Below are 15318 nucleotides of genomic sequence, written 5' to 3'. Positions count from 1 at the left end.
TTGGCTATAGATGAGGTCGATCAAAGGAAGTAGAAAAGAGTGTAAAGGACCATGGAGACAACCATCATAAATATAAACATCAGTAGATAGGTAGTGTCATCAAAAACCATTTTGCCTTTCTGTCTTAATCCCATCATGTGTAGAGGCATCATAAAAGGTATGTATAATGCCATGTTCTGCAAGAAATAACTCTCAAAGAAGAAATGATTGGCAATGTGCAGTGAAAGTGCTAAAAGCAAGTAGCTACAAGTGTAGCCATAAACTCGTCTAGTAGTTTTCTTGTCCATGATGAGTTGATTCAATTTCGTTATATCCGATCTGAAAGTAATCTCTATTAAAGTCTTTGCTTCGAAGTATTTGGCTATCCATAAGCACCACATCAATATCCAGAGCTACATCACCAGTGGGTTCTTTCTTCCTCCCAAATTGAGATTCAATTTGCTTTGTCTTTGCAATCATCTCATCTAGTGTAAGGGCGCTTTCCACTCGTAGCACACTATTTAGGTACTTTCTTGACGAGTACTCTGATACATCATCGGTGATGTAAAAGCTAGAGAACTGACTGCTTGGAAATTCAGTTGCGAGATAATTCTTTATCTTTTCTTCCGAATCCAAATAGGTGGTCCCTACCGAGAGCGTGTAGACATACTCAAAGGGCTTACCTAGCCCAACCATCTTCCGAGACATAAGGATTTGGCACCCACCTCTCGCCAATAAGTACATAACAAAGGCTGCCCAAAGATTATGATTGACATCTGTAAATGGTAGCGTAAAATAGAGAGCAAAAAATACCGCAACAGCAAACAACATACTTAGTAGCATTTCGCGAGTTGCAGTAATCCCTACAAATACGCCATCGTATAAGAAGGCGAGGAAACCCAAAACAGGCAATAGGTAGACCCAAATCAAATAGTTGTGAGCAATATTGATCACCTCTTCCTTATCAGTTAAAAAGGCAAGAAAAGGCTCCGAAATAATGAAATACAGCAAGCTAGTTATTAATGCAAATGTAGCGCCCCATACTATCAGCAATTTAACCGACTTTGTAAGCAAGTGCCTATTTTTCATCCCATAATAGTGTCCTACAATTGCTTCACCTGCAAATGCAAAGCCATCAACAAAGTTATTGAAGAAGGTAAAGGCCTGGTATAGAAGCGCATTTGCAGCCAGTATCAAAGCCCCTTGGGTAGACCCCGCATAGGTGAAAAAGGCCGAAATCAATGAGATGAGTATAGTACGCAGAAATATGTGGAGATTGGTGCCAAAGTATCTGCGTAGCCCCACCTTTAGCTCTTCTAGCTTTCTCGGTAGCGAGACACGATTTTTCTTAAAATAGAGCAGATAGGCTCCGATCAGCAGTGATGTAGCACCAAGCCATTGTGCCACAAGGGTACCAGTAGCAATACCGGTGATGCCTTTTCCCCCCAATATCACCAAGCAGGCACTAATGGCGATATTAGTGACATTGGTCATAATACTAACCGCCATCGGATACCAGGTGTTCTGCATGCCAATAAGCCAACCATTGAGGGCTAATGTGCATAATACGGCTGGAGCTCCCCATACAACTATATCATAATAGATCGTGGCGTATGAAATAAGCCCACCCTCTGGCTTAAGAATCAATAAAGTGAGATTTAATATCGGTTGCTGCAATAGCAAGATAAATACCCCACCCATTAAAGCAATCAACAGCGATTGGGTGAGGTTCCGACCCATAGCAAGGTGATTGCCAGCTCCATGAGACTGTGCGGTCAAGCCTGTAGTACCCATTCTAAGGAACGAAAAATTCCAATAAATGAGATTGAACATAGTGGTAGCTATGGCTATGGCACCTATGGCATAGGCATCTTCCAAGTGTCCTGAGAGCGTGAGGTCTACAATCCCTAGAAGAGGTACTGTGAGATTGCTCAGTATATTAGGCAGAGCGAGTTTAAGTATTCGCCTATTTATCGCACTGGTTTCAGACATTTGAGCTTACCTGTCTTTTCTTGAGCAATGAGCCATCTCCATAGCTTAGAAAGCGATAATCATTACGCAAAGCAAAGTCATATATCTTGTGCCAATCGCTCCCTATGAATGCAGCTACCAATAATAGCAGAGTGCTATTGGGCTGGTGAAAATTGGTAATCAAATAATCAACCAGCTTATAGGCGTATCCAGGAACAATGATTAATTGGGTCTGCCCAAACAATCGATCAACACCCTTGTCCTCCAGGTAGTCTATCAAGGCTTTTATCGCCTCCTCAGTTGTAGCAGAGGTTGTTGTTTCGTAGGGTATCCATTGAGGTACACTGAGGGGGTCATTTGCCGACTCTATAACCTGAATACCCATATAGTACAAACTCTCTAAAGTGCGGGTGCTGGTCGTGCCTACCGACACTATAGGCCTTTTTTCGAGGAGTGCATTATAAATAGACTGGAGAGATGAGAGCCGTACTTCAATCACCTCAGTATGCATCTCGTGCCCTCCCATTGTAGCACTCTTCACGGGCAAAAAAGTACCTGCACCTACGTGCAGAGTTATTGGGATCTGGTCTACCCCCTTCTCCTTGAGCCTTGAAAGCAGGTCTTCTGTAAAATGAAGGCCAGCCGTAGGTGCGGCCACACTACCCTCTTCACGAGCATAGACCGTTTGGTAATCCCTCAGGTCACTCTCCTCTGTATCTCTATTAAGGTACGGGGGAATAGGCAACTCACCCAAGTGCTCAAGGAGTTCTCCAAAGGTCATCTCATTGGACCATTCAAATCGAATTAAAGAGCCACTGCTGCAATGACCGTCCACTCTACTTACCCTTAATAGGGTACCATCTGCAAGAGGCTGGTACAGGTACTCTTCCTTCCATTTACGTGACTGCCCCACCAGGCAATGCCAGATGACCTCATGTTTTGTGCTTAGTGACAACTCATAGAGCGATGGAGAGTACGGCTCAAGGCAAAAGACCTCTATTCGAGCACCAGTTTGACGAAAAAAAGTCAATCGAGCTCTAATAACCTTGGTGGTATTCATCACCAATACCGAATTGCTAGGCAATAGACTAGTCAAGTCGGTAAAGTCATAACTCTCTATATTGCCCTCGGAATAATAGAGCATCTTAGCGTGGTCTCTCTCCTCCAAAGGATACTTTGCAATCCTTTCTGGTGGGAGGTTGTACGTATAATCTTCAATTCGTATCTCTTGCGGATTCATCATTTCCATATTTTATTTACAAAGCTAATTAAAAGCTTTGACTACTTAGGATATTAAAGCCTCAAAATAGCAAAGAGGTACTGATCTAGTCAATACCTCTTCTGCCTTTAATATACAAAAAGTAAGCCTTATGAGCGAGCTTGCTCTACGATGGCCTTGAAAGCTTCAGGGTGATTCATTGCTAGGTCAGCTAGAACCTTGCGATTGATATCTATACCCTTAGCCTTAAGCATACCCATAAACTTAGAGTAAGATAGACCTTCCTCTCTAGCAGCTGCATTGATACGCTGGATCCATAGTGAGCGGAAATTACGCTTCTTGGTCTTGCGGTCACGATAGGCATACTGAAGGCCTTTCTCCCATGTGTTCTTGGCTACAGTCCATACATTCTTACGTGCACCATAGTAGCCACGGGTTTGCTTTAAAATCTTTTTCCTCTTCGCTCTTGAAGCGACGTGATTTACTGATCTTGGCATTGTTCTAAAAATCTTTGAGCGTGAGCGGCATCACCTACATTGGTAAGGCTCTTGTAAAGGGCAATCACACTCTGTTAAAAAAATCTCTTTTCTCTGCTTAAAAACTTACTCAACCTATACCGAGAAGCTTCTTCACACCACGCACATCAGACTTGTGTACAAGTCCAGCGTTAGTGAGGTTACGCTTCTGCTTCTTGGTTTTGTGAGCCAAAATATGGCTCTTGTAAGCATGCTTGCGCTTGATTTTACCTGATCCGGTGAGAGTAAATCTCTTCTTAGCACCGGGATTAGTCTTCATCTTAGGCATTCCAGTCAATTATTAATTAGTTATCAAATAAGTCTACCTTCGGCAGTAAAGAAGAGTTGCATCCCTTCTCACCACCTCTGATAGAAGTCGTTACTTTTTCTTGCTAGCTCCCTTTAGAGGTGAAAACATCATAATCATCCTTTTCCCCTCAAGTTTAGGCATCTGATCCACCTTGCCATACTCTTCAAGGTCTTGCGCGAATCTTAGGAGAAGCAATTCTCCTTGATCCTTAAAGACAATAGAGCGACCTCTAAAGAATACATAGGCTTTCACCTTATTACCCTCTTCAAGGAATCCCTTTGCATGACGTAGCTTAAATTCGTAATCGTGATCATCGGTCTGAGGACCAAATCGCACCTCTTTTACTACAATCTTCGTCTGCTTAGCTTTCTGCTCCTTAGCTTTCTTCCTCTTCTGATATAGATACTTTTGGTAGTCAAGTATCTTACAAACTGGTGGTTCAGCATTAGGCGAGATCTCTACCAAATCCAACTCTTGCTCATCCGCAATTCGACGAGCCTCTTGTATGGAGTAGATTCCCTGCTCAACATTGTCACCAACAAGCCTTACTTCACGAGCTCTAATCTGCTCATTGATCTTCTCTTGTGGCTCATCGGCCTTATTATATGGGCCCCTCGGATTTCGTCTATTAATATTCCCCATTCAGTTTGTAGTCAATCAGTCGTTTATTTATGCTAGTTTGTTTATTGTTATTACTTATTTTTTCTCTGTAGCTTGTTGCTCATAGCGCCAAGCATTCATCTGTGCGTCAACTTCCTTCAACACACGGTCTGCAAAGATACCAATTTTTTCGGAACCTTGATCACCTTGCCCCTGAATTCTCACAGATACAGTACCCTCCTCGGCCTCTTTTTCGCCTACGATTAGGAGGTATGGAATACGTTTTAGCTCATTGTCGCGTATTTTCCTGCCTATTTTCTCGGCTCTATCGTCTACTAAAGCTCGAATATCATGCAGTGCTAGCTCTCTCAATACCTTGAATGCATAATCATTAAAGCGCTCTGAGATAGGAAGAATAGCCACCTGATCTGGAGCCAACCACAATGGGAATTTACCACCTGTGTGCTCAATCAAAACAGCTACAAAACGCTCCATAGAGCCAAATGGTGCTCTGTGAATCATTACCGGACGGTGCTTTTGATTGTCTTCGCCTGTGTACTCTAGCTCAAAGCGTTCAGGTAGATTGTAATCTACTTGAATGGTACCTAGTTGCCAGCGACGACCAAGCGCATCCTTTACCATAAAGTCGAGCTTAGGACCATAAAAGGCCGCTTCTCCATACTCTATGTGTGTCTTTAGCCCCGTCTCATTACAAGCTTCAATAATCGCTTGCTCAGCCTTATCCCAATTCTCATCCGAACCAATATACTTCTCCTTGTTATTAGGATCTCTCAGCGAGATTTGAGCTTCAAACTGATTGAAGTCAAGAGCTTTAAAGATGATAAAGATAATATCCATCACCTTGATAAACTCCTCCTTAATCTGATCTGGACGGCAGAAAAGGTGGGCATCATCCTGAGTAAATCCACGCACGCGAGTGAGACCATGGAGCTCCCCACTCTGCTCATATCTATATACCGTTCCAAACTCTGCCAACCGTACAGGGAGATCGCGGTACGACCTTGGTTTGGTCTTATATATCTCGCAGTGGTGAGGGCAGTTCATCGGCTTCAGCATAAATAGCTCACCCTCTTGTGGCGTCTCAATAGGCCGGAAGGCATCATCCTTGTACTTAGCATAGTGCCCAGAGGTTTTATACAGGTTGATATTCCCGATATGTGGTGTCATCACCTGCTCATAACCATATTGCTTTTGGATTTTTCTTAAAAACTCCTCTAGCTGAAGCCTTAGCTGTGTACCACGAGGTAGCCATAAGGGCAATCCTGCACCTACATTTTGTGAAAAGGCAAATAGCTCAAGGTCTTTACCTATCTTTCGGTGATCACGCTCCTTAGCCTGCTCCAAAAGAGCTAGATACTCGTCCAGCATCTTCTTCTTAGGGAAGGTGATGCCATAGATTCTAGTCAGCTGTGGTCGCTTCACATCTCCTCTCCAGTAAGCACCAGCTACGGTGAGGAGCTTGATGGCTTTAATACTAGAGGTATTGGGGAGGTGAGGGCCTCTACAAAGGTCGGTAAAGCCACCCTGAGTGTAGGTGGTAATGGTACCATCCTCCAAGTCTGTGATCAGCTCCACCTTGTATTGGTCGCCTTTCTTATTCCAGTAATCAAGTGCCTCTTGCTTTGAAATATGCTTCCTCACAAGCGTCTCTTTCCTAGATACCAGCTCCCGCATCTTCGCCTCAATGGCAGGAAGGTCCGACTCTTTTATCTGTACCCCCTCACCTGGGTCTACATCATAGTAAAAGCCATTTTCAATGGCGGGTCCTATACCAAACTTAATCCCAGGATAAAGCTCCTGAAGGGCCTCTGCCATCAAGTGTGCACTGGTATGCCAAAAGGCATGCTTAGCTTCGTCATCCTCCCACTTATGCAGCCGGAGCGAAGCATCTGTCTCAATAGGACGAGTGAGATCCACGATTTTATCGTTAACCGTCGCAGCTAGCACCTCCCGAGCCAACCTCGGACTAATATCCTCAGCCACTTGTAGTGCAGTCACCCCACGCTCATACTCCTTTTTCGAACCATCTGGCAGAGTTATTGTAATCATATCCTTACTCATTATAATATCTGTATTACGGTATCTCCTAATCTTTAATCACACAAAGATAGTATAAATATCGCAATCTCATCATCGATAAGCGAATGTAAATTGGCTTATTGGACAATTCATGATGTCTGAAGGTAAGAAATAAGGCCATTAGAGGGAGAGGGTAACCACCCGCAAGACTAGAATCGAGCATGAAAGCATCGATCCTTCATACTCGATTCTAGACAGCAAGAGATCGCTTGCCCTAAATATCAAACTGCATCAGATGGCTTTCTCCCGAATAGCTTTTCGATCTCATCGGCAGACATAGAGCAAAGACGTTGGTAGGTCTCCCAAATCTCTTTGTATTTCGCTGAGAGATGTGGAACCGACAAATGCCTACCACTCATACCTATTTCATCAAGTTGTTGCTTGAGATCCTCTACAATGGTTTGATGTAGAATAGTAGCATCTTGAATGACATGTGGTTCTACCACTTTTCTATCAACAATACCAGCACTAATGAAGATCTCTTCCGCAACTTGGTGAATATTGGTCTCTTCCATATATGGATTAGATGGTTGTAAGTAAACAGAAAGGAAGAAGTCCTTATTTCCCTTTGACACACAGCTAAGATCTCGAGCTACTCCAGAGAAGTATCGTACCATGTTTTCTAGAGTCACGATATTGGCCTTCTTAGCTTCGTCTTCAAGCCAAGATTTAAGGCTAAAGTCACAAGTTAGATCATTAAAATGATTGAATAGTAAAAAGAGCGAGTTAAGTCTTGAGAACTCAAGACCACCCTTCTCATTCGTCTTTAGCTTGTTTAGCTTGGCATTCATTTTCTCAATCCAATGGAAGGTCGACGGTATGTTAACCGAGTCTGCGATAGTGGGTAAGATGACACAGTCCATTTTCGTCAGATAAGTGAGGGCTTCCTCATTGTCTAGAGAGTCCTTAAAGTCATAGATATAGACATCACATTCAGGATAGACTTTCTCTATAGCTTCAGGCATCATCTCCTTTTCAAATCCTATTTGCATATTGATAATAGGGGGTGCAACTCTCTTGCTAATATCCAATCCGTGAGCTCCAAATATTTCTTTTGCTAGCTCTTTATTCTTTTCAATAAAATCCTCTTCCCACTGCTTTTGGGCTGAGATAGGATGTTGATAAAAGTCACAATCAACAAAACACACCTTCTTGCCGTAGGTTTCACGAAGAATAGTACCGAGTACTACGGATAATGTGGTTTTACCAGTGCCACCCCTGGACCCAGCTAGGGCAATTCTTTTCTTTTCCATAATAAAACACTTTTGTAATTACTAATAACATTTCAAGGCATAACAATCTAAGTAGCGTTAGCATAGGGAATTTAGCCTTACCATCAGAGATCGTTAAGCTCAATATGTATTTACCTATTTGGGTCACTACTTGACAGAAGCGCAAGCAGTTTGAAACATCAGCCGTACCACTCATCACCAGATGGTGATACGGATTGTGCATTCATAGATTGCTTTCAAAAAGCAGGAATGGCACAATAATCATCTAACTATCCGACTGGCACACACTTACTCAAAGCGATTAAAACCAATCTTCAAAAATACGGCACAAAAATAAGTTGAATAAGAAAGCCCATAGAAATGGTCTCTTCATCAAGCTTAAAGCCAAAAAACACAATATTTTTAATGAGGGTGGAGCTTTTACTCCCATACACCTCAGGTCGACCCATTGCAAATCTAAGAATATTTTCTGACAATTGCATCGTATTTTCAAAGAAAAGCGCACATCCTGCCATACGATTCTTCAATATCAGTGATTTTATCTATCAAAGTGATATTACTGGAGGTTGAGGCTACCTTGGACCAAAACTTATTCTTCTTTTGTCTTTATGCGCTCCAATTCAAGAGAAACCATCTCTTTGAATTGCAATAACCTCGCTGCATACTCCCCATAAAGAAGCGTGTGAGAGCAATCTTTGATTTTAAGCTCAATGTCTACATTGGATAGCGTTTTCTCTATAGCGGTCCACATCTCAAACTCTGAAGTCATACCAAGCTTTTGCCTTAAATAATTACTATCAGGTCTTGCAAGTCCTAAGAGAAACGTCAAATCATAAAGATCTGCTCCTCTTTCCTCATTGATAAAAGCGGCAACTTTCATTGCACATAATATCTTTATAGGTGGCAAGCAAACTGGGAAAGTAAAGCCCGCTCGAGAGATGAATTGATACTCTTCTCGATAATCTACACCTTTTTTATGAGCTTCTACCCGTATATGGATATCTTCCCCATCATCTCGGAGCTGTGGAAAAATGATATCTCGTCCATACAAATTTAGAGAAGAGTTATCCAGGTTATCTGAAACCACATTTAATCCATTACCCTCTAAATATCTAAGGATATCATCTGCCAATTCATTGAACTCTTTTTTTGTAAGAGATTTGAAATGAAATTCAAGTTTCTCAGCAAATCTATTATTATTATAGACGAGACGTAATGCTGTCTCACCAACTAGGATCAATCTATCACTGTATTTATGCCGAGATATGAAGTCTAATATCTCTATTTCCAAATACTCCCTATGAACGTGATGGTTAAAAACGGGAGCTACAGGGATAAAACTCCCCAATAGTCTTCTTATATTATCAATCCTCAGCATAATAGCACACACCTAAGATCAATTCATCTCAATACTATTTAGCAATACACTTGTAATAGTAATCGAAGTCGATGATCTAAACTACTGACGCCAAAACGCTGAGAGTAAGATAGTAATGTCTCACGATCCAGCACATCATTCATGATATAGTCATCAAATCTCAATTCGATAAAGTCTTCTTCTGTATTGTAATATGGATTCAAGTACAAGAAGTCCAACAATGCCTTTTCAAGGGAAGCTAAATTATATGCTTGTTTACCATTATTCATCATAAACCGCTCATACCCCCAGAATAGCTTTGGGCTAATCGTTTGATAAGCGAAGGAAGAGACTTCATTGCTAAAAGTCATGGTCTTAAGTGTACTGACAGCGGTAGTACTAAATATAGCTTCGGGTATAAGACCATAAAGCGATAGGGCAGTCTGTAAGCTGATATAGGACGGTCTGTAGATAAATTGAGATAAGAAATAGTTATTCCTTCCACCGCCTAAGCACTCTCTAAATGCATAATAGCCATTTCTAAGCTTGATGATATAACCTTTCTTACACCAACGGTAAATGTTGGCCATATTGAATTCAGGAAGCACCATCATTACTTGCCTAGTAGTGAATGCAACCCCACCAATAAAGAGCTCTCTAAATTGTATATAGTTCATACCCTTGCTAAAGAAGCAAATGTAAACAAAATATTAGTAATTACTAAGGTAAAAAGCGAAAATTCCCAGGGGTTACACATTTTAGGACAAAGGGCTTCTCTAGGCACCTCCATAAATCCCCCCATGCTGGTAGGGTAAAAGTTGAGATGCAACTAAGCAATCGGCGAGATGCAACTCGGCAAATGCTTAGTTGCATCTCGCCGATTGCTTAGTTGCATCTCGGTTGAAGCTTATACTAGAGTATTGAATTTCAGTTGTTTGTGAAGTGGCCTCTAGGACCCTCTTTTAGCTGGATTGCTCACCTTATTTCGTAGCTTGAAACTTCTGGAAAGCGAAGTACCCATCTTCAAAAATCGCAAGTTTGACTCTTTATGCTCTGATTATGATCGTCATTCCGAGTACTTCACTCCAAGTGAGATGCCGCGACGAAACCGCTTCTTTAGCTTTTCAGCGCCAACCCGCATTTGAAGCGAGGCAATTGCCTCAGGTAATAAAGAGGTATTCGCCCACTTCGCTTTTTCTGGCAACAATAACGGCTCTAGGGAAGACATTAATTGGTCATTAGTGAGTTTTTCTAAAATAGAGATATCAAGGGAGAGCTGCTCTACCAAATTACGCCCCACCCACTTCATTACGATATCACCATTGGGCATGATATATTTTTCTCCAAGAAACCAGATATCAAATATCTCTTTTCCAGCTACATTATCTCCCTTTCCTAATGCAATTAACTTGTGAGTATAAATATCGGATAGGCTCATCACATTTAGAGAAAAGCCATCTAAGCAGAGCAAATCAGTCTCTTCTCTCCAATATTGATTTGAGATCTCAACCTCTAAGGGCCAACCCTCTTCACCATACTCTAAAACAACTTTCGCCCCAAATAGCCCTATGACCTTCTCACAGATGGTTCCATACATACTGACTATTTTAAGCAAACGCTTAAAAACAAGTAGTTCCTGCTTTCTATCAACTAGCGTAAATTCCAAATTCAATGAGAATCGTGGTAGATCATAAAAGAACATCAACGAGGTGCCACCTTTAAATATCAGTAGTGGAGACAACACCTTATCTAAAGCTATATCTTTAAGGATATTGTATAAATAGGAATAGTGGGTATCCATCATTCTCATAGCGATAGGATAGTTGAAACTCGTTTTGTTAATGCTTTATTATCATAAATAGGGAGTAAGTCAAGCACCTTATCCTTATCTATGGGAGAAATATTTTCATAAGTTCTCCATTTATCCACATAGCATAAGTCTAGAAATGCACGCTCCAAACTGGCAATTGTATAGTTTGGATTGATAACCTTACCCTTTTTATTAATTAATATAGAGTTAGATAGCTTTCTGAATATAAAAACATTTTCAGACGGAGCAAATATCAATTTTGGTTGGTATGAGGCGAGAGTGATAGCGTTGTCATATTGAAAAATAATTCCATGCATCCTAAGAACTGTCTCCATAGATATGTAGGAAGGTATTTGGATCTTATTAGCGAACTCAAATATTTCATACCTAGGCAGTGCATAAATGCCGTATCTTAACCTCAAAAGATCACCACTAAGCACTAGACGGGACAAACGACCAGGCAAGGATGAAGCGGGGATCACTCCTTGTGTGAGAAGCCTTACTTCCTGAGTGGTAAATACAGTCTTTCTAGAACTATATAAAATTCCTATTAGTGTTTTCATAAGGGTAAAGGTAAGTTAGAAATATCATATATACAAATTTCAGCTCATTTTTTAAGCCTATTAGTCCCATCACCTTATTTGGTGTAACATACTCTACAACCCTAATGGAGCACAACTCACAAAAATATTATACTCCCTACTCCATTCATGCAAAAGCATTTGATTGGCATAGTCTAATCTTTTCTGTAACTTTGTGGACCTTGCAGGAGCGAGGTTGATAAAATTAATAGGACTAGTAACAACGACACAACTTTGTATGGAATGGAGAGATAAGCTATCCCAAGAGCCACTTGAGAGAAGTAGCGGAGAGGATAGCAAAGGGAATCGGTACCGCCGTGAGGCAGGAGATAACTCCATGAAGAGCCCTCTTGGCACTTCAAGACAATATAACCACTCGGAAGGATCGGAGGAATCAAGACCCTTCCGTGGCTCACAGGTGCGGAGACGACGTCGTATAAGCGAAATGGATAATGACAAGATCTCTAGTAATAGGGGTCGCTTTTCGGACGGTGGACCCCAACTTAGCAATCGACAGCAGGGCGAGGAGCAGGCAAGTGACCTAGCTGAAAATAGGAGCCAAAGGAGCTTTTATAAAGAACAATACTCACAAGTGCGAGAAGCCAAGAGACAAATCTACGCTGAGGGGGAGGGTAGGGATGATAAGAGTGAGTATGGTGAAGGATTCACTCGTGGCAATAACTATAACAACCACAAAAACAGGGCAAGGGTCAGCCGACAAGGAGCTAGCGGAAGGCCCCAAACTCAATCACGCGGGGCTCGCTCCAAGAGAAAAAGCGAGATGGTGCCACCCGTGTACGATCAGGATCCAATTGATATATCTGAGGAGATAAGGCTCAATAAGTTTCTCTCCAATGCTGGGGTATGCTCTAGGCGGGAGGCCGACGAGCTGATCAAGGTGGGGGCTGTTCTGGTTAATGGAGCACCGGTGACAGAGCTAGGCACCAAAATCACCGCTAAAGACCTTGTAGAGGTGAATGGACGTGAAGTACGGCCGGAGCAAAAAGTCTACCTACTTCTGAATAAGCCACGGAATTGTGTCACCACCACGGATGATCCTCAGGAGCGTCTCACAGTGACTCACTTAGTAAGGAAGGCATGCAAGGAACGCATTTATCCCGTAGGGCGTTTGGATAGAAACACTACAGGGGTACTCCTTCTCACCAATGATGGGGACCTCGCAGCACAACTCGTCCACCCTTCTCATAAAAAGAAGAAAATCTACCATGTGTGGCTGGATAGAGAGGTGGCCGCTGAGGATATGCAAAAGCTGGCCGATGGTGTAGAGCTAGAGGATGGCGAGATGCATGCTGATGCCATTAGCTATGTCACTGAAGACGATTTATCGCAGGTGGGCATAGAGATTCACTCTGGACGTAATCGGATCGTTCGCCGCTTGTTTGAGCACCTTGGGTATCACGTAAAGAAGCTAGATAGGGTCTACTTCGCTGGACTCACCAAGAAAAATCTAGGTAGGGGCAAGTGGCGCTACCTAACTCAAGATGAGGTGAATAACCTTAAGAGTGGAGCATTTGAATAAAATTAATTTGTAGAAATGATGGAACGCAGTAAGATTGTAGATATACTCATTGCCCCAAAATTGGGGAATGATGTAAATATAAAGGGATGGGTAAGGACCAAAAGAGGCTCTAAGGAGCTTAGCTTTGTGGCGATCAATGATGGTAGCTGTATTCATAATATGCAGGTGGTGGTGGATCACAGCCTATTTGATGCCGAAATGCTAAAGGATATCACCACAGGAGCGGCGGTAAGTATTATCGGGAAACTCACAGAATCTCAAGGCCGTGGGCAGAGTGTGGAGATACAGGCTTCGGCTATTGAGATATACGGTAAAGCAGACCCTAATAGCTACCCACTCCAAAAGAAGGGGCATAGCATGGAGTTCCTTCGTGAGATTGCTCACCTACGCCCTCGCACCAATACCTTTGGAGCGGTATTTAGGATCCGGCACAATATGGCCTATGCCATCCACAAGTTTTTCCACGATAGGGGTTTCTTTTATTTCCATACTCCTCTGATCACCGCATCGGACGCAGAGGGGGCTGGTGCTATGTTTGAGGTAACAACTCTGGACTTGAATAACCCTCCCCGTACCAAAGAGGGAGGCGTTGATTATAGCCAAGACTTCTTTGGAAGGCGCACCAATCTGACGGTATCAGGTCAGCTGGAGGGAGAGCTAGCTGCCACTGCTCTGGGTGCCATCTATACCTTTGGCCCTACCTTTAGAGCGGAAAACTCCAATACGCCTAGGCACCTTGCGGAGTTTTGGATGATTGAGCCAGAGGTGGCCTTTTATGAGATAAAGGAGAATATGGACCTCGCCGAAGAATTTATCAAGTACCTGGTGCAATGGGCTCTGGATAATTGCAAGGATGACCTAACCTTCCTGAATGAGCGGATTGATAAGGGGCTTATTGAACGACTGGAGTCGGTAGTTAAAAAAGACTTCATACGCCTCTCTTACACTGAGGGGATCAAGATACTGGAGAAAGCGGTAGCTGATGGGCATCAGTTTGAGTACCCAGTCTACTGGGGTGTGGACCTCGCGTCGGAGCATGAGCGGTATCTAGTAGAGAATCACTTCCAATGCCCTGTGATTCTGACTGACTACCCTACCGAGATTAAGGCCTTCTATATGAAGCAGAATGAGGATGGCAAAACGGTCCGTGCTATGGATGTGCTTTTCCCAAAGATTGGTGAGATTATTGGAGGTTCGCAAAGGGAGGAGAGCCTTGAGAAGCTCATCAGTCGCTGTAAGGAGGTAGGTATCCCACTCTCCGAGATGGATTGGTACCTAGATACTAGGCGGTTTGGTAGTGTGCCCCACTCTGGATTTGGGCTTGGTTTTGAGCGACTACTGCTATTTGTGACGGGAATGGGTAATATTCGTGATGTGATCCCCTTCCCACGCACTCCCAACAATGCTAACTTTTAATCCATCGGCGTATGAAAAAGAAAGTCTTATATATTTCCCTACTGCTCCTCGCCATTCTATCTACTACAGGGTGTAGAAACAAGCGCATCTCCTATACCGATATGATAAAAAGGGAGCATAAGGAGATCCAAGCTTTTATGGATAAAAAGGGGTTTAAGGTGATTAAGGAGCTTCCTAGTGACCTCAAGATGGCACCCAACGAGTTTGTGGAGCTAAAGAATGAGGTGGGCGAAGGAATAGGAGTATGGATAAACGTGATCGAGGCTGGGAAGGCCGAGGAGATGGCGATTAGTGGGGTAACCCCCATATTGGCTAGATTTTCGTATCAGGCGATAGGCGACCGAATGAAAAGCGGGCCTACCTTCTTTAACAATATTGGCTCTACACAAAGTAGTGAGCCCGGCGTCACCTTTATTTATCAAGCTGATATTAATATGGAGTATTTTCGTGGTGGCATCCAGCCAGCACCCAACTCCACGAGAGGTGAGGAGAGCATGCAGCCTTTTGCCTGTAATGCTATGATGTTGGCACTTAAGTATGTGCCCATCGGATCTACCATTCAGATGATTGCCTCATTTAGAGAGGGGCCAGCCTTTACGTTCCAAAGTAGTTCGTTTTTCAAAAACGATAATGATATTGGTATCGCACTTTACTACGACCAGCTGAAGTTCAATAGAAAACAGTGATC

16 protein-coding genes are annotated in these 15318 nt (G+C 42.8%); 3 read left to right on the top strand and 13 right to left on the bottom strand.

The features are described from left to right. Positions 1–20: 20 nt before the first annotated feature. The 13 genes from MWL85_RS03665 to MWL85_RS03605 all read right to left on the bottom strand — a co-directional run bounded on the left by MWL85_RS03665 (position 21) and on the right by MWL85_RS03605 (position 11656). Positions 21–287 (bottom strand): hypothetical protein, encoded by a 267-nt coding sequence (locus tag MWL85_RS03665; RefSeq protein ID WP_244401459.1) that lies wholly within the window; start codon positions 285–287, stop codon positions 21–23. After that, a complete protein-coding gene (locus MWL85_RS03660) occupies positions 268–1971 on the bottom strand; it encodes an MATE family efflux transporter (RefSeq protein WP_244401458.1) in 1704 nt (567 codons plus the stop codon). Before MWL85_RS03660 ends, MWL85_RS03665 begins: the two co-directional genes overlap by 20 nt. Continuing rightward, a complete protein-coding gene (locus MWL85_RS03655; protein ID WP_244401457.1) occupies positions 1964–3199 on the bottom strand; it encodes an S-adenosylmethionine:tRNA ribosyltransferase-isomerase in 1236 nt (411 codons plus the stop codon). Before MWL85_RS03655 ends, MWL85_RS03660 begins: the two co-directional genes overlap by 8 nt. Positions 3200–3318: 119 nt before the next feature. Next, the gene (rplT, locus tag MWL85_RS03650; protein WP_018028053.1) at positions 3319–3666 is read right to left on the bottom strand and encodes a 50S ribosomal protein L20; all 348 of its coding nucleotides are present in this window, start codon (positions 3664–3666) and stop codon (positions 3319–3321) included. Between the two features lie 109 nt (positions 3667–3775). After that, positions 3776–3973 (bottom strand): 50S ribosomal protein L35, encoded by a 198-nt coding sequence (gene rpmI / locus MWL85_RS03645; RefSeq protein WP_070707230.1) that lies wholly within the window; start codon positions 3971–3973, stop codon positions 3776–3778. A gap of 90 nt (positions 3974–4063) precedes the next feature. Continuing rightward, a complete protein-coding gene (gene infC, locus MWL85_RS03640; RefSeq protein WP_018028055.1) occupies positions 4064–4636 on the bottom strand; it encodes a translation initiation factor IF-3 in 573 nt (190 codons plus the stop codon). Positions 4637–4690: 54 nt separating this feature from the next. Continuing rightward, on the bottom strand, positions 4691–6664 hold the full coding sequence (gene thrS / locus MWL85_RS03635; protein ID WP_244401456.1) for a threonine--tRNA ligase: 1974 nt from the start codon (positions 6662–6664) through the stop codon (positions 4691–4693). A gap of 251 nt (positions 6665–6915) precedes the next feature. Continuing rightward, positions 6916–7947, bottom strand: coding sequence for a nucleotide-binding protein (locus MWL85_RS03630; protein WP_244401455.1), 1032 nt, complete (start codon positions 7945–7947; stop codon positions 6916–6918). 293 nt (positions 7948–8240) lie between these two features. Beyond that, positions 8241–8441: a hypothetical protein gene (locus tag MWL85_RS03625; RefSeq protein WP_244401454.1), complete on the bottom strand. Its 201-nt coding sequence runs from the start codon at positions 8439–8441 to the stop codon at positions 8241–8243. A 74-nt stretch (positions 8442–8515) separates the two neighbouring features. Then, entirely contained in the window at positions 8516–9304 is a 789-nt protein-coding gene (locus MWL85_RS03620) for a nucleotidyl transferase AbiEii/AbiGii toxin family protein (RefSeq protein ID WP_244401453.1), read from the bottom strand. A 38-nt stretch (positions 9305–9342) separates the two neighbouring features. Further along, positions 9343–9960, bottom strand: a complete 618-nt coding sequence (locus tag MWL85_RS03615; RefSeq protein ID WP_244401452.1) for a type IV toxin-antitoxin system AbiEi family antitoxin domain-containing protein — start codon at positions 9958–9960, stop codon at positions 9343–9345. A 389-nt stretch (positions 9961–10349) separates the two neighbouring features. Continuing rightward, positions 10350–11093, bottom strand: coding sequence for a nucleotidyl transferase AbiEii/AbiGii toxin family protein (locus MWL85_RS03610; RefSeq protein WP_021903325.1), 744 nt, complete (start codon positions 11091–11093; stop codon positions 10350–10352). Then, on the bottom strand, positions 11090–11656 hold the full coding sequence (locus MWL85_RS03605) for a type IV toxin-antitoxin system AbiEi family antitoxin domain-containing protein (RefSeq protein WP_018028062.1): 567 nt from the start codon (positions 11654–11656) through the stop codon (positions 11090–11092). Before MWL85_RS03605 ends, MWL85_RS03610 begins: the two co-directional genes overlap by 4 nt. Positions 11657–11912: 256 nt before the next feature. On the opposite strand from MWL85_RS03605, the gene MWL85_RS03600 reads away from it, so the two are divergent. Genes MWL85_RS03600 through MWL85_RS03590 form a run of 3 tightly spaced genes read left to right on the top strand, consistent with a single transcriptional unit; the run spans position 11913 to position 15316 of the window. Continuing rightward, a complete protein-coding gene (locus MWL85_RS03600) occupies positions 11913–13214 on the top strand; it encodes a pseudouridine synthase (protein ID WP_244401451.1) in 1302 nt (433 codons plus the stop codon). A gap of 15 nt (positions 13215–13229) precedes the next feature. Beyond that, positions 13230–14630, top strand: a complete 1401-nt coding sequence (asnS, locus tag MWL85_RS03595) for an asparagine--tRNA ligase (RefSeq protein ID WP_244401450.1) — start codon at positions 13230–13232, stop codon at positions 14628–14630. Between the two features lie 11 nt (positions 14631–14641). Beyond that, positions 14642–15316: a DUF4827 family protein gene (locus tag MWL85_RS03590; RefSeq protein ID WP_021903321.1), complete on the top strand. Its 675-nt coding sequence runs from the start codon at positions 14642–14644 to the stop codon at positions 15314–15316. Positions 15317–15318: the final 2 nt, after the last annotated feature.

The sequence above is a fragment of the Porphyromonas somerae genome (assembly GCF_022845615.1).
GTDB lineage: Bacteria > Bacteroidota > Bacteroidia > Bacteroidales > Porphyromonadaceae > Porphyromonas_A > Porphyromonas_A somerae.
Note: the sequence above shows the minus strand (reverse complement) of the source record. Positions and strands in the feature narration are given on the sequence as shown.